This window comes from Delftia sp. PX-1 (assembly GCF_055797465.1).
In genome coordinates, this window is record NZ_CP184764.1 from 76488 (window position 1) to 96442 (window position 19955).

The window sequence follows — 19955 nt, forward strand, 5'->3', positions numbered from 1 at the left end:
GGGGTGGTCTGGGTAGACCGTTGATTTCATTGACTTTCCTGTTCGCTTTGTAAACGGGTATGGTGGCCTCCCACTTTTGAGGTTCACGATGCAGGGTTGGCACACAACGTTTTTGGGGATGCGTGGGCTCCCCCGCGATATCAGCGACTTCGAGATGAAGGCATTTTTCACCTTCGATGGTGCCGAGCGCGACGCAATCAATGCACGCCGAGGTGATTCCCACAAGCTTGGTCTGGCGCTCCATATTGGTTTCCTGCGCATGAGTGGGCGTTTGCTCGGTGCCTTTCGGGTAATTCCAGTAGCCTTGTGGCGCCACCTTGGCAACGAGCTTGGCATTGCAGCACCAGAAGTCGCCTCGCTGAGAGCCATGTATGAACGCGGGCGCACGCTATTCGATCACCAACAAGTAGCCTGCACGGTCCTTGGATTCCAGTGGATGAGCGAGCACCAGCGCCGCTCACTGGTACGTGAACTGCGCGACGAAGTGGCGCGCTGCGCCGACCGCGATCAGCTACTCGTGCGGGCGCGTCAATGGCTGTACAAGAACAAGCTGGTGATCGTGCACGAGCGGGCAATTCGGACACTGATTGCGGCGGCACTTGCCCAGCTTGAAGTTGAAACAGGCACCGCCATCGCCGCCAGCGTTGATCCAGCAACACTTGATCGCTGGCGAGCCTCAGTTTCAGAGCTGCGCCCAGATGGACAAACCCAGCAGAGTTGGCTATGGGCTGCACCGGCTTACACGCTGGACGTTCATAAGCACCTGGCAGACATCCCCGATCTCATCTTGCGCCGCTACGCGCGCCGACTTGTCTCCAGGCCGCCCTCAGCCGGAGCCAAGATCAAAGAGCCAGCGCGCACCGTGGAGGTCGCATGCTTTCTTCGGTATTGCCTGTTCACCACCACAGACCAGTTGATCCTTATGGTGCAGCGCCGGATCGCCGATCTGTGGCGTCAGGCTGCCGCCGATGTCCCCGCTACCGTCAATTGGGCCGCAATGTACAAAACGCTGCTCGGCGAACTTGTTGCCTTGAGCGCGCAAGGTGCGGTGCCAGATGCTGAGTTGCGTGCCCGTCTTGAAGCCTTGATCACCGAAACCCAGAAACGCAAACCACCGAGCAGGGCCTCCCTGGTCCGCGAGGGATTGATTGATGGAATTCGCCCCGTGCGGTCGTTGCTCGTCGCCATTGCAAAGCTGCCCTGGCAGGCCACCGGCGAGCATCCTGCCATCGAGTACCTTGCCAAGCTGCAAGCTTTATATCTCAAAGGATCCAGAAAGCTGCCAGTTGAAGTGGTGGCACCAAGTCTGGGAATGATCTGGCAGGTTTCGATCTCCAGCCCAGACCGGGAACGGGCGTTTCAGGCGTTGGAGGTGGCCACCCTGTTTGCCCTGCGCCGCGCGGTGCGCAATGGCTCGGTCTGGATTGAGCACAGCCTGAGCTTTCGGGGTCGTGCGCGCTTGTTCTTCACGGACGAGCGTTGGCAGGCAGAGTCCAAGAAACACTATGCCCGTCTATCGTTACCCAGCAAGGCTGCCACTTTCTTGAAGCCTTTGCTGGCCAGAGTAACTGCCGGTGTCGATGCGGTGGCCGCTGCAGCCCGCAGTGGCGTACTGCGCGTGGATGATGAACTCCATTTGTCGCCATTGCCCGCAGAGGACGAAGACCCAGAAGTGACCAAGCTGCGCGCGGCTTTGGATCACCGCATCGGTGAGGTTCAATTGCCGGAAGTGATTCTGGCCGTTGACGCCCAGGTGCGCTTTAGCTGGATCATGCTCGGACGTGAGCCGCGCTCTACCGACGAGCTGCTGATGGTCTATGCCGGCATCATGGCCCACGGCACCAGTCTGACTGCGGTCGAATGCGCGCGCATGATTCCGCAATTGTCTGCCACCAGCATTCGCCAGGCCATGCGCTGGGCGCGGGACGAACGGCGTCTGAGCCAGGCCTGCCAGGCTGTGCTGGAATTCATGCAGCGACACCCGATTGCCGCCACCTGGGGGCGGTCCGATTTGGCATCTTCTGACATGATGACCATGGAGACCACCAAACGGGTGTGGCAAGCCCGGCTTGATCCTCGGCGCAACACACCTTCCATTGGAATCTACTCCCATGTAAAAGACCGGTGGGGCATCTTCCATGCGCAGCCCTTTGTGCTCAATGAGCGCCAGGCGGGCGTGGCCATTGAAGGTGTCATCCGCCAAGAAAAGCTGGAGACCAGCCAGCTTGCTGTGGATACCCATGGCTACACCGACTTTGCCATGTCACATGCCCGTTTGCTTGGTTTTGATCTTTGCCCGCGGTTGAAGGAACTCAAACAGCGCCACCTCTTTGTGCCACGCGGCACCAAAGTGCCCGCAGAAATCGCTGCGGTGTGCGAAGCCAATGTCGACGTCGCTTTGATCGAAAAGCATTGGGATAGTCTGGTGCACCTGGCAGCCTCGGTCATGAGCGGACATGCCAGTGCGGTGGCAGCTCTTGCGCGGTTCGGTTCTGCCGCCCAGGGCGATCCAATCTATGAGGCTGGCGTGCAATTGGGGCGGTTGCTGCGTACGGCGTTTTTGGCTGACTACTTTGTCAAGGACGCTTTCAGGAACGAGTTGCGCCGGGTGCTCAATCGGGGCGAGGCTGTTAACGCCCTCAAGCGCGCCATTTATACCGGCCGGATCAGCCCGGCGCAGGCCAAACGTGTCGATGAAATGCAGGCTGTGGCCGATGCGTTGAGCCTGATGGCCAACATCGTGATGGCGTGGAATACCTCACAGATGCAGGCGGTCCTGGATCGCTGGTCGAACCGCCGCCAGGTCATTCCACCGGAACTGATCGGGAAGATTGCGCCCACCAGGCTGGAGAGCATCAACTTGCGGGGTGTGTTTCGCTTCCCGGTTGACCGCTATGCTGACCAAATCCTGCCTTCGCGGCCAAATGCATCGATAACTGGCACCAATGGATGAAACCGACCACGGTTTGACGCCACGAATCGCAGATTTGAAAGTGAACAGGAAAGTCAATGAAATCAACGATCTACCAACACCACCTCCGCGCCAGTGCTAGCTTTTCGTACCGTCACTTATTGCACTGAAAACGAGGAGACCCCGAGTCCGGAGCTGAGCAGTTCCTTTTGATCCGGTGGTTCCCGAAGTCGCGCTGTCGGTAACAAGATCGGTAGCGCATCGGGTGATGATCTCGCGCAGCCAATTCAAGCCAGGGTCACGATGTGCGGAAGACGCCCAATACAAGCGTACGTCGAGTGCGGGCAGCGACACCGGCGGCTTGGTCAGTCGCAGCGCTTCGGACTGACGGGCAACAAAGATCCGAGCCAGCGTTGATGGCAGGACGGCCACGAGGTCCGTGCCCAAGATCACCTCCGGCAACATAAGGAAGGTCGGAACAACAACTGCGGGTTCAATGCCTCGTCGCACGAACCGGTCAATCACCGCATCGTGTGGAGTGCCGGACATCGACGCAACCGCGTAGCCTGTCGCGCCCGCGCACGAAAGCGGCCCCTGTGCAACCGCTGAGCCTCGCATCCCAACGTAACGGTCCTTGAATAGCGCTGCGGACGCCTTGCGGCCCTCCAACTGCGGAAGCCATCCAAGGGCCAGGTCGAGGCTCCCGTCGTCCAATCGTTCGGCAAGCGAGCCGTCCCATCGGTTCACCGCCTCTAGCCGGACGTGGGGCGCATGGACGAGAACCTGACGCACGATGCTGCCGAAAAGCGTTGCGTGACCAGCGTCGGACATGTAAAGCACGAAGCTGCGACGGGAGACTGCCGCGACAAAGCCCTCTCGCTCGTTCAGCGCCTGCTCGAGTGTGTTGAGTGCCACTCGTACGGGCTGAGACCATCGTTTGGCGAGGGGGGTGGGCTGCATCTGCCGCTGGCCGCGCACGAACAGGGGATCTCCCGAGACCTGCCGCAAGCGTGCAAGCAGCATCGACATCGCGGGCTGGGATATCCCGAGCACGTCGGCCGCTCGGCCAACGTGGCGCACCTCAAGAAGTGTCAAGAAGGCCTTCAGCAGCCTGAAGTCGAGTTGCTCGAGAGTGATGTGGCGCTCCATGAGCGAAGAATCATATCGAAAATCAGATAATTGATACCTCTAATTTCTCATTGATACGATAAGTACAGAGGGCGACCATACGGCTTTCCACAAGGAGCTCCGCATGTCTTCCACTGTCGCCGATGCTGAAATCTCCCGCCGCGTGGAGGCTGACCTCGCTGTCGGGTTCCGGGCCTTTCCCTGGGATCTGAAGGCCTCGTTTTCCCTTGGGTCCCGGCTCCTTGCGCAGGAAGGTCACTCGCGAGCCCTCCTCGGTCAATTCACGGCGCGCGACGGGCATGGCAACTACCTCACCGTCCCGTTTGGGAACGGGCTGGACGAGGCTGACGAGACCACGCTCGTGCACTTCGACAACGATTTGCAGCCGCAGGACGGTGCTCCGATGGTCAACCCCGGCGTGCGTTTCCATGTCTGGATCTACCGCTGCCGCCCGGATGTCCAAGCGATTGTGCATACGCACCCGCCCGCAGCCGTGGCGCTTTCGATGACGCATGAGCGCCTGAGGATCAACTCGATGGACGCCGCAATGCTTTACGACTCTGTCGGCTACCTTGACCACTGGCCGGGAACCCCTGAAGGCGACGCCGAGGGGGAGATCATCTCCGAGGCCCTTGGACAACACGACGCGCTATTGCTGTGTAACCACGGGCTGCTCACTGTGGGATCCTCCATTCAGGAGGCCGTGTACCGCGCAATCTTCTTCGAATGGACCGCTGCCGCCCAACTGCGGGCGCGCGCCGTGGGTGATTTGAAAGAGGTGGAAGAGGCCTCAGCGCGTAGCGCCCACCATGCGATGACGCGCCAAACCTACATCAACGCGACGGTCGCCTACCTGTATCGCAAGGCGCAACGTCGTTCGAGACTCTGACCGGCGCCCTTCGCCGTTGACGCCAGATTACGTGTATATGAGGCTGTCAGAGCGGCCAAGTGAGCAGTCTCGTCGGTAGTCGGTTACATCAAGGGCAAGAGTGCGATTTATCTGGCCACCGTTATGGTGGTCGTAATGACGGGCGTTTTTTATTAAATACCCGGCACAACTAAAGTCCCTGGCCTTGCTAGGGGATACTTACTTGAGGAGCAGGAGAAAATGGGCGATACCTACCGTCAATTCAAAGTTGCAGCCGCACAAGGCGCTTCAGTATTTTGCGATCGTGAAGTCACCACGGAAAAAGCCTGCGAGATGATCTTGCAGGCCGGACGTGAGGGTTGCGAACTAATTGGGCTGCCCGAGGCCTTTATTCCTACATACCCCTATTGGCTACTCACAACTCCAGTAACTAGTTGCATTCAGCTGTTTAAGCGGCTTTACGCAAACTCCGTTGAAGTTCCCAGCCCTACGACAGATAGGCTCTGCGCAGCAGCAAAACGTGCAAATTGCAACGTCGTTGTCGGAATAACCTTAAGGGAATCAAATGGGCCGCATTATGGATGCTTGTTTAACGCTCAATTGTTTATCAGTAAAGAGGGCGAGATTCTTGGCGTGCGCCGAAAGCTAACACCTATCAATAATGAACGCTCAATCTGGGGCGTTGGTGATGGCAGCGATTTACAGATTCATGACATGAGTGTTGGGCGTGTTGGCGCGCTGGTATGTGGTGAGCACACTATGAGTACGTTCAGATACGCACTGGCGGCTATGGGCGAACAGATACATGTGTCCAATTGGCCTGGACTACTTCGAAAGGGGCGCGTATGGGACTGGCAAGGCTTCGGCGAATCAGTTGTACGCAGCCACGCGATGATGAGTCAGGTCTTCTTGATTAACTCGTGTTCGATCATTGACAAAGATCTTATGAGCGCCTTTGAGAAAGAAGGAATCGTAGATACGGAAGAAAAGCGGAACCTCTTGGAGGGCTTCGTTGGTTTTAGTTCCGTCATTAGTCCGTTCGGAACTTATCTAGCCGGCCCAGAGGTAAGTAATGAAGAGAAAATCATTACAGCGGAGATTGATATGGAAGACATTATTGAGGCGAAGTACGCGCACAATCCGTTAGGCTATCATGATCGATGGGATGTAGCTCAGTTGCGTTTGAATACGGAGCGAACCAGCGCCCTCGTTGGTTTCCCTGAAACGGTAGAGGCTTGCATTCAACGGAACAAGAATGGGGCCCATGCAGATACCGTCGAGACGGGCAGTGCAGCCCACGTTGCGCCCGAAAATGCGTCTGGACGCGGGGTTTGACGTGCACGCTGATTTTTATGCGAGAAAGAGACGCCGTCGGGTTTGGGCGGCGTCTCTTTTGACTGGCCTCTCAGGGTGCGCCCATTAGAGGGAGCAAGTCCCTTGCTCGCGCGGTACAGGAAAGAGTCAAGCTGGTGCCCCCGCCGCGCACGCACCGCCACCGCTACTTTGGCGTGCTGGCACCGAACTCACCCTTGAGGCCTGCCGTCACGGCGCTGGCGCGTGATGCAGCGGTGAAACCGGCGCAGGTGCAAGCCGAGCCAGCCAGCACGGCTGCAGGCGAGGGCGCACTTGGGGTAAGAAGCCCACTGCCAACCCAGACCGAGCCCGCCCAGCCGGTGCCACCCAAGCGCCCGGCGCACTATTTGTGGGCGGTGCTGATGGCCCGTATCTACGAGGTGTTCCCGCTGCTGTGCCCCATCTGCGGCGGGCAAATGCACATCATCGCCTTCATCACACACAGTGCCGATATCCGCCAAATACTGGAGCACATCGGGGTGGAGACGGAGCCGCCGCACATCACCCCGGCACGCGGGCCGCCACTGTGGGACGAGTGCGACGCGCAAGCCGCAGAGGGCGTGGAGCCAGCCCCAGACTGGGATGAAGCGACCCAACCGGCCCCGGACTTCGAGGTCGATCAGCGCGTCAGTTGGTAGGGTGGCAACAGCGGTTAACAGTGGTTTTGCCAACGTTGCGAGGCAGCGCTGCGCCTGTCACCGCCAAAAACGGGTCATACCGAAAAATCTCGGGCAACTGGCTTTGAGAAATCAACCCAGCAGTCCCCTGTGTGCATGCCTGAGACGCCCCAAACGTGTGCTATACTTGTGCTCATGCGGTTGGATTTCCTATCCCCCGACCTGCCATAGCCGGCGCGCCCCACCCTCAACCTTTCCAGGCGGAGCCCCCCCATGACCCAGACGCCCAACCAACTCGCCGAAGCGATCTGGGCCGCCCGCCAGGCCGGTCGGACACTGGACGCCGCAGCCACCATCGGCACGCCCGACCTCGCCACCGCCTACGCCATCCAGCGCGCGCTGCTCGGCCTGCGCCTGGCCGCCGGCGAGCGCGTGGTCGGGTGGAAGCTGGGTTACACGTCGGAAGTGATGCGCCGCCAGATGGGCATAGCCCGGCCCAACATCGGGCCGCTGACCGACCGGATGCTGCTGAACTCGGGCGACGCGGTGCACGAGCGCCTGGTGCAGCCGCGGGTCGAACCCGAGATCGGGCTGCGCCTCCAAACCGCCCTCGACGCGCGGCACGCGCCCGTCGACCGCCACACCGTGGTCGCCGCCGTGGAGGGCGCCTACGCCTGCCTCGAAGTCGTGCACTCCACCTGGACAGGCTACCGCTTCAACCTCGAACAGAACACCGCCGACAACTCGTCCGCCGGCCAGGTCGTCGTCGGGCCACGCCTGCCGGTGACCGACCTGATGGCGGCGGGCACCGTGGCGGTGCGCCTGCACGACGGCAGCCACCACACGCTGGGACAGGGCGTGGGCGCCGATGCCGACGGCCACCCCCTGGACGCGGTGGCGCGGCTGGCGCGGGAGCTGGCCGCGTTTGGTCAGCGGCTGGAGGCGGGTGATCTGGTGATCACGGGTGGGCTGACAAAGGCTTGTGAGCTGGAGGTGGGGGGGAGGTTGACGGGAGTGTTTTCGTTTGGGGACGCTTGGTCGGTAGATGTGACTGTGCGGCGTCTGTGAAACGACACTTGATAGGTGCGGATCGCCTGCACATCAACCCGGTCAACGAACGGCTCCATCAAAGACGCCAGTGCAGCGTGAGCGGTCGCGTGACACCTTGACCAGTGAGCGGCCGGTGGAGGCGCCTCTACGATGGCCTGCAGAGAGGTCGAGTGACAGCCACCAGCCTTGTGCGGACTTCGGCCGCGATCAAATGAAGCGCTGCCACGGGTCGGCGCCGAGCCGACCGCGCAAGCCCTTCCTCAAGCAACTGTATGCCTGCAAGGGGTATCCGCTTAGCTCCATCAGCCCCATTGACACTGTGATTTCATCCAGCAATGGTATCCGATTGCCTCTCCCCGGTGTTCTTGCTCACGACATCCCCATACGTCACTGGCGGCGTCACCACCGCTTGCTGCAGCAAGCGTTAAAACAGCATCCCGCGTGAGCTGGATGTGCGCCGGTTGAAACGGAACACGAATTCATCGAGATAGGCGTCCAGGTGTTCGGGTTGCACAGAACCGTGGTGCGTTCCCAGCACCCAGCGCTGTACCAACGAGGCGACCCGGTGCACTCCCGCCATGGAGACATGGGGTCTCCTCGTTTTCAGTGCAATAAGTGACGGTACGCAAAGCTAGCACTGGCGCGGGGGTGGTCTGGGTAGACCGTTGATTTCATTGACTTTCCTGTTCGCTTTGTAAACGGGTATGGTGGCCTCCCACTTTTGAGGTTCACGATGCAGGGTTGGCACACAACGTTTTTGGGGATGCGTGGGCTCCCCCGCGATATCAGCGACTTCGAGATGAAGGCATTTTTCACCTTCGATGGTGCCGAGCGCGACGCAATCAATGCACGCCGAGGTGATTCCCACAAGCTTGGTCTGGCGCTCCATATTGGTTTCCTGCGCATGAGTGGGCGTTTGCTCGGTGCCTTTCGGGTAATTCCAGTAGCCTTGTGGCGCCACCTTGGCAACGAGCTTGGCATTGCAGCACCAGAAGTCGCCTCGCTGAGAGCCATGTATGAACGCGGGCGCACGCTATTCGATCACCAACAAGTAGCCTGCACGGTCCTTGGATTCCAGTGGATGAGCGAGCACCAGCGCCGCTCACTGGTACGTGAACTGCGCGACGAAGTGGCGCGCTGCGCCGACCGCGATCAGCTACTCGTGCGGGCGCGTCAATGGCTGTACAAGAACAAGCTGGTGATCGTGCACGAGCGGGCAATTCGGACACTGATTGCGGCGGCACTTGCCCAGCTTGAAGTTGAAACAGGCACCGCCATCGCCGCCAGCGTTGATCCAGCAACACTTGATCGCTGGCGAGCCTCAGTTTCAGAGCTGCGCCCAGATGGACAAACCCAGCAGAGTTGGCTATGGGCTGCACCGGCGAAACACTCAACCCGCCAAATCAGCGAGGTACTGGAGCGCATCGACCTGCTTTACACGCTGGACGTTCATAAGCACCTGGCAGACATCCCCGATCTCATCTTGCGCCGCTACGCGCGCCGACTTGTCTCCAGGCCGCCCTCAGCCGGAGCCAAGATCAAAGAGCCAGCGCGCACCGTGGAGGTCGCATGCTTTCTTCGGTATTGCCTGTTCACCACCACAGACCAGTTGATCCTTATGGTGCAGCGCCGGATCGCCGATCTGTGGCGTCAGGCTGCCGCCGATGTCCCCGCTACCGTCAATTGGGCCGCAATGTACAAAACGCTGCTCGGCGAACTTGTTGCCTTGAGCGCGCAAGGTGCGGTGCCAGATGCTGAGTTGCGTGCCCGTCTTGAAGCCTTGATCACCGAAACCCAGAAACGCAAACCACCGAGCAGGGCCTCCCTGGTCCGCGAGGGATTGATTGATGGAATTCGCCCCGTGCGGTCGTTGCTCGTCGCCATTGCAAAGCTGCCCTGGCAGGCCACCGGCGAGCATCCTGCCATCGAGTACCTTGCCAAGCTGCAAGCTTTATATCTCAAAGGATCCAGAAAGCTGCCAGTTGAAGTGGTGGCACCAAGTCTGGGAATGATCTGGCAGGTTTCGATCTCCAGCCCAGACCGGGAACGGGCGTTTCAGGCGTTGGAGGTGGCCACCCTGTTTGCCCTGCGCCGCGCGGTGCGCAATGGCTCGGTCTGGATTGAGCACAGCCTGAGCTTTCGGGGTCGTGCGCGCTTGTTCTTCACGGACGAGCGTTGGCAGGCAGAGTCCAAGAAACACTATGCCCGTCTATCGTTACCCAGCAAGGCTGCCACTTTCTTGAAGCCTTTGCTGGCCAGAGTAACTGCCGGTGTCGATGCGGTGGCCGCTGCAGCCCGCAGTGGCGTACTGCGCGTGGATGATGAACTCCATTTGTCGCCATTGCCCGCAGAGGACGAAGACCCAGAAGTGACCAAGCTGCGCGCGGCTTTGGATCACCGCATCGGTGAGGTTCAATTGCCGGAAGTGATTCTGGCCGTTGACGCCCAGGTGCGCTTTAGCTGGATCATGCTCGGACGTGAGCCGCGCTCTACCGACGAGCTGCTGATGGTCTATGCCGGCATCATGGCCCACGGCACCAGTCTGACTGCGGTCGAATGCGCGCGCATGATTCCGCAATTGTCTGCCACCAGCATTCGCCAGGCCATGCGCTGGGCGCGGGACGAACGGCGTCTGAGCCAGGCCTGCCAGGCTGTGCTGGAATTCATGCAGCGACACCCGATTGCCGCCACCTGGGGGCGGTCCGATTTGGCATCTTCTGACATGATGAGCATGGAGACCACCAAACGGGTGTGGCAAGCCCGGCTTGATCCTCGGCGCAACACACCTTCCATTGGAATCTACTCCCATGTAAAAGACCGGTGGGGCATCTTCCATGCGCAGCCCTTTGTGCTCAATGAGCGCCAGGCGGGCGTGGCCATTGAAGGTGTCATCCGCCAAGAAAAGCTGGAGACCAGCCAGCTTGCTGTGGATACCCATGGCTACACCGACTTTGCCATGTCACATGCCCGTTTGCTTGGTTTTGATCTTTGCCCGCGGTTGAAGGAACTCAAACAGCGCCACCTCTTTGTGCCACGCGGCACCAAAGTGCCCGCAGAAATCGCTGCGGTGTGCGAAGCCAATGTCGACGTCGCTTTGATCGAAAAGCATTGGGATAGTCTGGTGCACCTGGCAGCCTCGGTCATGAGCGGACATGCCAGTGCGGTGGCAGCTCTTGCGCGGTTCGGTTCTGCCGCCCAGGGCGATCCAATCTATGAGGCTGGCGTGCAATTGGGGCGGTTGCTGCGTACGGCGTTTTTGGCTGACTACTTTGTCAAGGACGCTTTCAGGAACGAGTTGCGCCGGGTGCTCAATCGGGGCGAGGCTGTTAACGCCCTCAAGCGCGCCATTTATACCGGCCGGATCAGCCCGGCGCAGGCCAAACGTGTCGATGAAATGCAGGCTGTGGCCGATGCGTTGAGCCTGATGGCCAACATCGTGATGGCGTGGAATACCTCACAGATGCAGGCGGTCCTGGATCGCTGGTCGAACCGCCGCCAGGTCATTCCACCGGAACTGATCGGGAAGATTGCGCCCACCAGGCTGGAGAGCATCAACTTGCGGGGTGTGTTTCGCTTCCCGGTTGACCGCTATGCTGACCAAATCCTGCCTTCGCGGCCAAATGCATCGATAACTGGCACCAATGGATGAAACCGACCACGGTTTGACGCCACGAATCGCAGATTTGAAAGTGAACAGGAAAGTCAATGAAATCAACGATCTACCAACACCACCTCCGCGCCAGTGCTAGCTTTTCGTACCGTCACTTATTGCACTGAAAACGAGGAGACCCCGTGCTGGTGCGCGCCGACGCCGCGTACAAGACGGCCGAGGACCTGCTGAACGCGGCCAAGGCCGCGCCCGGCAAGCTCAAGGCCAGCGGCACCGGCCAGGGCGGCATCTGGCACCTGGGCCTGGCGCAATGGCTGGTCGACAACAAGGCGGCCAGCAATGCGATTGCCTGGGTGCCCAGCCAGGGCGCGGCACCGGGCCTGCAGGACCTGCTGGCCGGCGGTGTGGACGTGGTGTCGTGCTCGCTGCCCGAGGCCCGTGCGCTGATCGAAGGCGGCAAGGTCAAGCCACTGGTGCTGATGGGCGCCAAGCCCGACGGCATCTTCCCCAAGGTGCCGCTGTACAAGGATGCCAGCGGCAAGATGTGGAACGCGGGCATCACGGTCGGCAATCCGCGCAACGAGGGCGTTCGCATGGGCTCGCTGGTGAGCCGGGCGCAACTCGATGCGGTGCGCGAAGGGCTCGAATCGCTCAAGGCGCAGGCCGAGGTGCTGCATGACGGCAGCGCGAAGTCGCTCGTCGATGCCGACCCGGCCATCGCCGCCTGCATCGGCCCCGTGCTGCTGGGCGCGCGCGATGCCGACGCGGCCGACCGGGTGCACGACGTCGAGGTCTTCGGCCCGGTCGCCACGCTGCTGCCCTATCGCGACCTGGATCATGCAATGGCGCTCGCGCACCGCGGGCAGGGCTCGCTGGTGACTTCGCTCTATGGCGCCGACGACGTCGCGCTCGGCCTGGTGTCGGTGCAACTCGCCGCCAGCCATGGGCGCGTTCATGTGATCACGCCCGACGTCGCACAAGCCCAGACCGGCCATGGCAACGTGATGCCCATGTCGCTGCATGGCGGCCCCGGCCGCGCGGGCGGCGGCGCCGAACTCGGCGGACTGCGGGCGCTGGACTTCTATCACCGCCGCAGCGCGGTGCAGGCCAGCCCGAATGTCATTGCGAAACTTGGAATCGCATAGTCCAACGCTGGGGATCGAAGTCCTGTGTTCGCCCCGAAGCGAACTGCGAGCTCCTGCCCTGTAGACCAGAAAAACCGCTGGGGACCTGCGACTTGGCGACTTGGCCTACCAGCCCTCTATTGACGGCAAGCTCGTGCAGCAGTTGGCCTGTTGCCATTTCATCGAACACGGCGACAACGTGATCGTGCTGGGCCCACCGCGACATGCGGCTCTGAGACCAGACCATAGCGAGCCATGACCGAGATCAAAGCTGCCCCGTCCGGCAGTCTGTCGGCGTTCGCGACGGCGCGAACATCTCGAAAATACTGCGCACCAATATCCGGCGACTGCACGATGCCCACCGTAACAATTGGCCGTGCCCTACTTCGTCCCGTCAATGATGTGCAATGCGACAAGTTCGAAGTGAGAGCCATCGACCCCATGAAAGTGCAGAGGGAACCGGCCCGCATATATCGCGCGGAACGTCAAGGAAGTGGCGCTACCTGACAGAATTGGCGCGATTTCTGAAAGTCCGTGAACCCCAACTGCGCCTTCGACAGGCGATTGAACGTCCAGTCGAACGACGTCATCCTTTTTCACCAGAATCACACGACTAGCTTCATTCTCGAAGCGTGGGGGCACCGCAGGAACTTCGACCGAGATAGCGTTGTTAATTGCAGCATCGTTTGGCACCTTAGCCTCTGACGGGAGAGGCAAGCAAAATTGCTCGGCCACAATCGAAGCGGTGAGTTGGGGACTGATCCTCGATGGCGAGCGCTCAAGAATTGCGACAGCAGCCAGGAGCACCGCGACTGCCATGCCTGCGACGAAAAAGTGTTTCAGCTTCACACTGTGGCCCGTTGAAGATCAACTACTTAGTGATCCACTACCGATTGAACTGATACGACCTGCCATCCGCTTGACTTCTTCTCGGCAAGGACAATGATCTCGTCGTACGGGGCATGACGAATCTTCGCGATCGCGGCACTGCGCTCGTTCCCGCCTTCAGTAGCCGCCGGTATCACGCGAATAACATACGGAAGTATTGGCGACGGGTAGCTCTCGATCCCACGCACAGGAAGCAGCGCGTCATTCAATACAGCATATGCAGCGTAAGCGTCTGTAGTCCTTGCCCGACTTTCCACGGCTCGAAGATCTGCCTTGCTAAGTGCGCCTTCTTTATGGAGCAAGGCCGAAGCGCTCCCGTGATCGCGCAGCCTCCAAAGCTTGAGCCTGGCGCCTAATTGCGATGCGTGCGCAGGGTCTGCGTTCTCCACCACAGCTGACGCCGGGTCGCTTGATGTTAGCCACCGGAGAAAGAACCGATGGAAGAAGCTTTTTAGATCCTCGGGAACATCGTACTGAAGCGATCTTGGCTCGGTAAACTTCGGCAGAATTCGGCTCTTCGGTGGAAGAGGCCAGTTTCCCGCTCCACTGGGCAAACTAATAGCCGCCAAGAAGCTCACGTCATTAAGGCCCTCGACCCTAAACCAAGCCGCCGACGCCTCTTTGGTGTCTGCCTTCAGTAGCGTGATGAGACTGTTCTCGACGTCCACCCACGGCTTTGACGATCTTTGATGTCCCTGAACTGCGGGAAAGCTCCTCAGCAGTACATAGGTCTGCTTGGCCATCTCAAGCGCCGAACTTGGAGAGGTGTGAAGCAGGTCGGCCCCGTGACGCTCCGGCCCCCCTCGGGTAAGGGGCGCAGTTGTCCACAACGGGGCTTGACAGTTAGGCAGCCCTAGGGCAGCAGGCGGCCCACTTATTGCACCGGCGTGCGCCCATGAGTCCTGAAACGAATGCAAGGCCGCGCCAAAAGCCAAGAGCAGTTCGCCTGCTCGCGAAGACGTTGCCGCCTTGGTCACGGCGGTGACGCGCTGACGCGCTGCGGCCCCTCCGGCCACCACGCCCTGACCCTCGGGGTCGGCGCCTCCGACTGGGTAATGGGATGCACGCATCTCCTCCGCGGACTCCTTGTCCGGCCTTAGGCATGCGTAGTCCGTAAGGAGGCGAATCGTCTCGATGGAGCCAAAGTCCACCCGCTGGTTGCCTGTGGCAATTAGTTCGGCTTGTTGCTCGGGAAACCCTGCCTGCAGCGCAAGCCACTTAGTCAGCCCATAGTGCACGTCCGCCTCATATCCCCAAGCGGGGCCATACACGGCGCAAAGACACAGCACTAGCGAGCGCCAAAGGCGGAGCGAACTGGCGACCAAATATTCCGCAAACGGTTTTGTCATGTTATGCAATAGGCAACGACAGGATCCAAAGACCAAAGGTCGTCAAGAACAACATCAAGAATAGCATCGGTAACTGGCTCACCAGTGCCGCCTTGCGAGTGCCAAACACCGCCAAAGCATCGACATGCGCCCAGTAGACGCCTAGAACGTGTCCTATCAAAATAAACGACACCTGCAAGTGCCAAATTATTCCCGTGTCAAGCATCAGCGGCGCCGGATCAACGTTCGCCGTTCCAAACAAATTCCAACCCCAGCCAAACGGGTCGGAAACAATGCGCACCAGTTGGGCACCCTGCGAGAAAATCAACGTGAAGTAATGTGCGACGTGGTAGACAAATGCAACAGGAATAAGCGAAAGTGCGAACCTATTCATGAGCATTTGGATTGGATGCTGCGAACGCGCCACGAACCTGGCCATCCAGATGAACGCGGTATAGACAAGCACGTAAAACACCAACATAACCAATAGCATTGCCCACTGCCAAACATAGTAGAGCGAGGTCGCGAGCCCGCGCGTGTTTGCGCCTAGCGCTTCTAGCAAGGGGGACATGAGCGGAAGCACCCAGACCCAATACAGATGAGCGAACGGCAACGTCGAGTGCACTCCGTCGAAAGCGGTTGACGAAAGCATGAATATCACAAAAACAGAAAGGCTGAAACCGACGGCGGTTGCCGCCTCTTTGGCGAAACACGCATTCCTCGCCCTTCTTAAAGGCGCGAGAAATGCAAAAAAATGCATCATGACACCAAAGAACTCGCAATAGCGGAACCAGTCTCGAGAACCCACCAGCCATGCACCGCACAAATTGGTGACGGTGTACGCAACAAGGCATAGCGACAGCCCACGCGGCGTCAAAGCCCCAAATAATTCGAGCCAGATAAAAATTATGTAGAGTAAAAGTGCCGGATAGTGCCCTAACCCTTTTGGATAAGAAAGTTTTCCCGCAAAGGAAACTCCGAGCACCTTTTCGAGGGTATCGACGATCGCCAGCCAAGGATTGACTTTGGAATAAAAATTTCCCAGCAGCGCGACCGCGTAAGGAATCACCAGCACAAATATGATCCAGAAGAAGGACATATTGAAATTGGTGAACGGATTCTTCGTGCCCACTGCCCCTGTGGCAATACACAGCACTAGAAGCGCCACACTAAGTACCCGGCCAACACCCGAAGCCCATCTGGCAAGCCTTGACGCAGGAACCGGGCATCCTGCCTCAGGGGCGCTTGGTCCAAGCGTCGGAACCGCGGCAAAGACGCCTATCAGAAGAAAGGAGAGTCCCAAGGCCAGCCCCACCGCTAGTGCGTATACCTGGAACGGCACCGGCATTGTGTACGGCTGCGCGAAGAAGTGCGCAGACGCTGAAAGCGGCGCGCTCAGGGCGCCCAAAAGAAGTATGCGAACCCCGAGCACGGCCATTCGGGCACAGGTAGGTTCGCGACGCTCACTCATTCACTTGTTAACTGAGAAGCGCGCAACTACCCGGTAGGGTAGCGCGGCGCAACTAACGATCCGAAGATTGACGCTTTACTGTTGCAGAGCAGATGCCACACTCTGTGCAAACGGCCATGTATTCGGAGCGAACTGAAGAACTTGAACCCCGTTGTCCATGCACGCTGACACTAGCTGTTTGCGATCAAAGTCGAAATGGAGCTGCGCGCCACACCAGTCAGGCCCCTTCTCGCGCCACTGCTGCAACGTCGCGTGAACCGATCCCGGCAACAACGGACCGCTAGCGGGATTGAAGTACGCGAGTTCCTTCGGTTTGGCAGGATCCCGAATGTCAAAGACGCGAATGCCGGAATTAAAATAGGCACACGCAAGTGCTGTGGCGTTCTCGCGATTGTCCACCGAGCAGAAGTGACTGCCATAAGCATATAAGCCGAGTCCCACTACGTCCGGAGCGACCTTGGCGCAGTTGGCGGGATCGTGCGTTTCCAGCATGAGCTTAGAAACAAGCTTCGGGTCGCTGTCGTCCTGTATGTCGTAGATTCGAGCCATCGGAAACGGTGGCAGTTTGGCGGCGCACGCAGCCTTGAACCCGGCGTCAGTTAGGACGCCGGCCGATCCGCCCTCGTCGACCTGCACCAGATACGACTTGCCCGCGACCTTCATAGGCAAGGTGTGCTGTGCCGCTGAACCGTCCTTGTGGAAGGCTGTAGATATGAGCGTGATAGCCGCGTTCGGCTTGCGCGCTTGTACTTCCGAAGTGTCGAGCACAACAAACCCGTTGATGGGATACGCGGCCGGGTCGGCAACCTGCGCCAATGTAGGCTGTCCGAACGCAGCTGCGTAAACCCGGTTGCCGTCTGCGCTCACGGACAGACCATGCGCTTTGCCGGGAAGGTCCTTCATGTCAAATACGGCGATCTGCTTCGGCTTGGCAGGATCCGTAATATCAATTGCCCGGTAGACGTTATTCGTCGTGTCTCCCATGTAGTACGTCAGTCCGTCAGGGGAAATGGCCCCTTCATGCCCCTTGGACAATGGCGAATTGGGTGTGTAAACGCCACCGTCCGCTCCGGTCCCGACGGGCGCTGAAGCCAGAAGCTGGGGAGTGCGACAGTCACTAGACAAATCGTAGACGTCCACCTCCGAACCGCCGACGCCTGCGTAGCCGTTGCTCGCCACCAAAATCTGTCGTTGCCCGTTTAGCCGCATCGACTCCAACGGATCGATCATCGCAATCGAGGTAAGTGATGCCGTTCGGATGGGCGTGGCCGGGTCCGTGATATCCAGCACGGTCACGCCCGGGTTCTGCAAGCCAACCGGTTGACCACCGACGAGTGCCGGCGTGGAGGTCGAATGGTAGGTACACGTGCGTCCCGCATGATCCTTGAAGGACGCAAAGGAAACACCGGCGCCGTCACCTTTGTAGCTACCCACGAGGTCTAAGTTGCAGTTGAATCCATTGAAGCCGTTCGCCCGGAGGGACGCGTCCACTTGGCCCTGCAGGCCCGTTTCCGGGCGGTTTCCAGTGGCGCAACTTGCCTTGGCAACGGTCAACGGCTCGGGTGCCGGCGCTACGACTGGGTTGCCCCCGCCCCCCCCGCACGCAACCAACGCTACTGTACTGACTACCGCAAGGAGCGGCAAACTGAGATGAACGCTGGTCTTCATTGTTGTTTCCTTTGAATTTAGGAAAGGATTCGCCTGACACCTTGCGGCTAACACGCCTTAGAGCAATACACTTCTGTACGGACCATGAATCATATTGTTCTGGCTGGCTTTCGCCGCTGGGGTTTACACCAAGAGCAGAACTACCTACCCGCCCGCGCGCCGCCAAGAAGAGCAGCACATCGCGTCGCTCCACCTGTCCAACTTGATCGAGCGTGACTCCAAACTCTGTCTCCAAGGCTATTGCCATGTGCGGGCCCGCATACACGGTTCGATGCTGCCCGGGGAACGGCCTCGCGTTTATGCGTGCTGTCGAAGCCGCTGCGCCAGGCTAAGTGCTTGTGATCGACGGCTTTGGTACGGATCGCAGGACCTGCGGGGGCGGAAGCGCCGCGATCCGCGCAAAAATCCGAGGGATCGCGGGAGTGTTGACGAACGGGCGGTTCGTGACCTGGCTGCCATCGACGCGGCCGGGCTGCCCGTATGGGCGGCCGGCGTGTCCATCCGTGGTGGTCTGGCGAATCACTTTGGTTGGCACAACGACCCCGTTTCAGTCGGCGATCTCACGGTCGAACGAGGCGACATTGTCCTGGCGGACTCGGACGGGATCATGGTCGTGCCGAGTCAGAGGCGGACGTGATCTTGAACGCTTCCCGGATTCAGCACGAGCACGAACAAAATGCCGAAGAGCGACTTCGAGCCGCCGGTTCCTATCATGATGTCCTGACCTGGAGAGCATCTCCAAGCTCTCGGTCGTCGACTAAGCGCTTAGCCCGCTTCCCGCGCACGGCGTGAAGCCACTGCACTCGGAGCGACGGCGACCCCATCGCTCGGACCGGCACAATTGAAGCCGAGACCTCCTCCGAAGGAATGAAGGAATGGCAATGACCAAGCGCAAGGTGCTTCTGACGGCCGCACTGCTTTTTGGGGGGCATGCTCACGTTGGCCAGGAGGACAAGCTGTACTACCGTCGAGGGCGAGTTAACCGGCAACATCTGACGGAGCGCATCGTGCGCATCATTCGCGAAATGAACATGGAAACCGCGACGGCCGCAGAGGACCCTCCCTAACCGCATGGTGATGAGCGGCATTCCTACCCGGCTTGAAACCAGGAGGTGCCCGCTCGAGCACAATATTGGCCGGCTGCCGAAAACGAACTAGAAATTGCATAGCACTTTGCGTGGATTTGCCGACTACCACCCTCGAGGCGCGCCTTGATAGCCTACGCCACCGAGTTGAACAGCGATTGGAGGATGAAGACCCGCCGAATGACGGTTCCGTTCTGCCGCCACTTGACGGTCGCGTGCGACTTCTTTGACTGGCGTCGCCATGCTGCAGTCGCAGTGCGCTCCGTCCGCGTAAACATCGAAGACGACAGCATCAACTCAGCGGTACTGTTGCCCCGTGAGTCCGCAGGGTCACCCGCTTTCGTCCGAATAGTTGCCGCGGTATCTGCACTTCCGGTGAAAGAATGGATGTCAGACTCCTTCGGCGCATCGGCGCGTCGGGACTGGGGCCGCGCAGCCCGTCAGCGCGCCCTCCGCTCCTCTTCGGGGCGTGCGCTTAATTAGCCTGCCGGACAACTCGGGCCTGAACGGCTCTATAGTGCGGCAAACGTGCATACTTGACTGTATGTTTCATCTTCCAGGTGCGCCCTCTTCTCGACCGGTTAAATCAGCCACCAACTACCGACCTGACGTCCGGTCGGTCGAGGGGGTTGCGGCAAAGTTTTTGGCGAGTGCCTTGGCTAACGCGCCCCGCCGCGGCCAAAATCGCACTCGCCTCGAGCCGAATCATCAAACTATTATCTGACATGCCCACCAAATCGCCCGTCCGCGTCGACGCTAAGAGGCCCGCCGCGTCCAAGAAGCCTGTGCGCTCGGCCAACGCCGAGCGCACGCAACTTACTCCGGATGATTAGATCCAGGCGGCTACCGAGCTT

General features: G+C 59.6%; 14 protein-coding genes and 3 pseudogenes. 11 read left to right on the forward strand and 6 right to left on the reverse strand.

Features of this window, described 5'->3' with window-relative positions:
* Positions 1-88: 88 nt before the first annotated feature.
* On the forward strand, positions 89-2953 hold the full coding sequence (locus ACN20X_RS29440) for a Tn3 family transposase (protein ID WP_060733853.1): 2865 nt from the start codon (positions 89-91) through the stop codon (positions 2951-2953).
* A 96-nt stretch (positions 2954-3049) separates the two neighbouring features.
* On the opposite strand, the gene ACN20X_RS29445 is transcribed toward ACN20X_RS29440, so the two are convergent.
* Positions 3050-4060, reverse strand: a complete 1011-nt coding sequence (locus ACN20X_RS29445) for a LysR family transcriptional regulator (protein ID WP_473210855.1) — start codon at positions 4058-4060, stop codon at positions 3050-3052.
* A gap of 103 nt (positions 4061-4163) precedes the next feature.
* On the opposite strand from ACN20X_RS29445, the gene ACN20X_RS29450 reads away from it, so the two are divergent.
* From ACN20X_RS29450 to ACN20X_RS29470, 5 genes and pseudogenes are all read left to right on the forward strand, one after another.
* Positions 4164-4928 carry a class II aldolase/adducin family protein gene (locus tag ACN20X_RS29450; RefSeq protein ID WP_473210856.1) on the forward strand — a complete coding sequence of 255 codons (765 nt, stop codon included), beginning with the start codon at positions 4164-4166 and terminating at the stop codon, positions 4926-4928.
* 25 nt (positions 4929-4953) lie between these two features.
* Positions 4954-5045: pseudogene (locus ACN20X_RS29455) on the forward strand (IS200/IS605 family transposase); the annotation flags it as partial.
* 102 nt (positions 5046-5147) lie between these two features.
* On the forward strand, positions 5148-6242 hold the full coding sequence (locus ACN20X_RS29460; RefSeq protein WP_473210857.1) for a carbon-nitrogen hydrolase family protein: 1095 nt from the start codon (positions 5148-5150) through the stop codon (positions 6240-6242).
* A gap of 131 nt (positions 6243-6373) precedes the next feature.
* Positions 6374-6898 (forward strand): annotated as a pseudogene (locus tag ACN20X_RS29465) (IS91 family transposase); the annotation flags it as partial.
* 252 nt (positions 6899-7150) lie between these two features.
* The gene (locus tag ACN20X_RS29470; protein ID WP_008328897.1) at positions 7151-7945 is read left to right on the forward strand and encodes a 2-keto-4-pentenoate hydratase; all 795 of its coding nucleotides are present in this window, start codon (positions 7151-7153) and stop codon (positions 7943-7945) included.
* Positions 7946-8252: 307 nt separating this feature from the next.
* Here ACN20X_RS29470 and ACN20X_RS29475 read toward each other — a convergent pair.
* Positions 8253-8516: pseudogene (locus tag ACN20X_RS29475) on the reverse strand (transposase); the annotation flags it as partial.
* 144 nt (positions 8517-8660) lie between these two features.
* Between ACN20X_RS29475 and ACN20X_RS29480 the strand changes: the two are divergent.
* From ACN20X_RS29480 to ACN20X_RS29490, 3 genes are all read left to right on the forward strand, one after another.
* A complete protein-coding gene (locus ACN20X_RS29480) occupies positions 8661-11576 on the forward strand; it encodes a Tn3-like element IS1071 family transposase (protein WP_003049965.1) in 2916 nt (971 codons plus the stop codon).
* A 149-nt stretch (positions 11577-11725) separates the two neighbouring features.
* Positions 11726-12682 (forward strand): tripartite tricarboxylate transporter substrate-binding protein, encoded by a 957-nt coding sequence (locus tag ACN20X_RS29485; RefSeq protein WP_417926451.1) that lies wholly within the window; start codon positions 11726-11728, stop codon positions 12680-12682.
* Positions 12683-12815: 133 nt separating this feature from the next.
* Entirely contained in the window at positions 12816-12920 is a 105-nt protein-coding gene (locus ACN20X_RS29490) for a hypothetical protein (RefSeq protein ID WP_231909773.1), read from the forward strand.
* 122 nt (positions 12921-13042) lie between these two features.
* On the opposite strand, the gene ACN20X_RS29495 is transcribed toward ACN20X_RS29490, so the two are convergent.
* From ACN20X_RS29495 to ACN20X_RS29510, 4 genes are all read right to left on the reverse strand, one after another.
* The gene (locus ACN20X_RS29495; RefSeq protein WP_473210858.1) at positions 13043-13510 is read right to left on the reverse strand and encodes a hypothetical protein; all 468 of its coding nucleotides are present in this window, start codon (positions 13508-13510) and stop codon (positions 13043-13045) included.
* Positions 13511-13536: 26 nt separating this feature from the next.
* Positions 13537-14292, reverse strand: coding sequence for a hypothetical protein (locus tag ACN20X_RS29500; protein WP_233392219.1), 756 nt, complete (start codon positions 14290-14292; stop codon positions 13537-13539).
* A 607-nt stretch (positions 14293-14899) separates the two neighbouring features.
* Positions 14900-16348: a hypothetical protein gene (locus tag ACN20X_RS29505; RefSeq protein WP_150126576.1), complete on the reverse strand. Its 1449-nt coding sequence runs from the start codon at positions 16346-16348 to the stop codon at positions 14900-14902.
* A gap of 75 nt (positions 16349-16423) precedes the next feature.
* Complete coding sequence (locus ACN20X_RS29510; RefSeq protein ID WP_473210859.1) at positions 16424-18016, reverse strand: LVIVD repeat-containing protein; 1593 nt, start codon at positions 18014-18016, stop codon at positions 16424-16426.
* Between the two features lie 271 nt (positions 18017-18287).
* Here ACN20X_RS29510 and ACN20X_RS29515 point away from each other — a divergent pair, with 271 nt between their 5' ends.
* The gene (locus tag ACN20X_RS29515; RefSeq protein ID WP_375294357.1) at positions 18288-18653 is read left to right on the forward strand and encodes an RraA family protein; all 366 of its coding nucleotides are present in this window, start codon (positions 18288-18290) and stop codon (positions 18651-18653) included.
* Positions 18654-18891: 238 nt separating this feature from the next.
* Positions 18892-19083 carry a 3-keto-5-aminohexanoate cleavage protein gene (locus tag ACN20X_RS29520; RefSeq protein WP_060733818.1) on the forward strand — a complete coding sequence of 64 codons (192 nt, stop codon included), beginning with the start codon at positions 18892-18894 and terminating at the stop codon, positions 19081-19083.
* Positions 19084-19955: the final 872 nt, after the last annotated feature.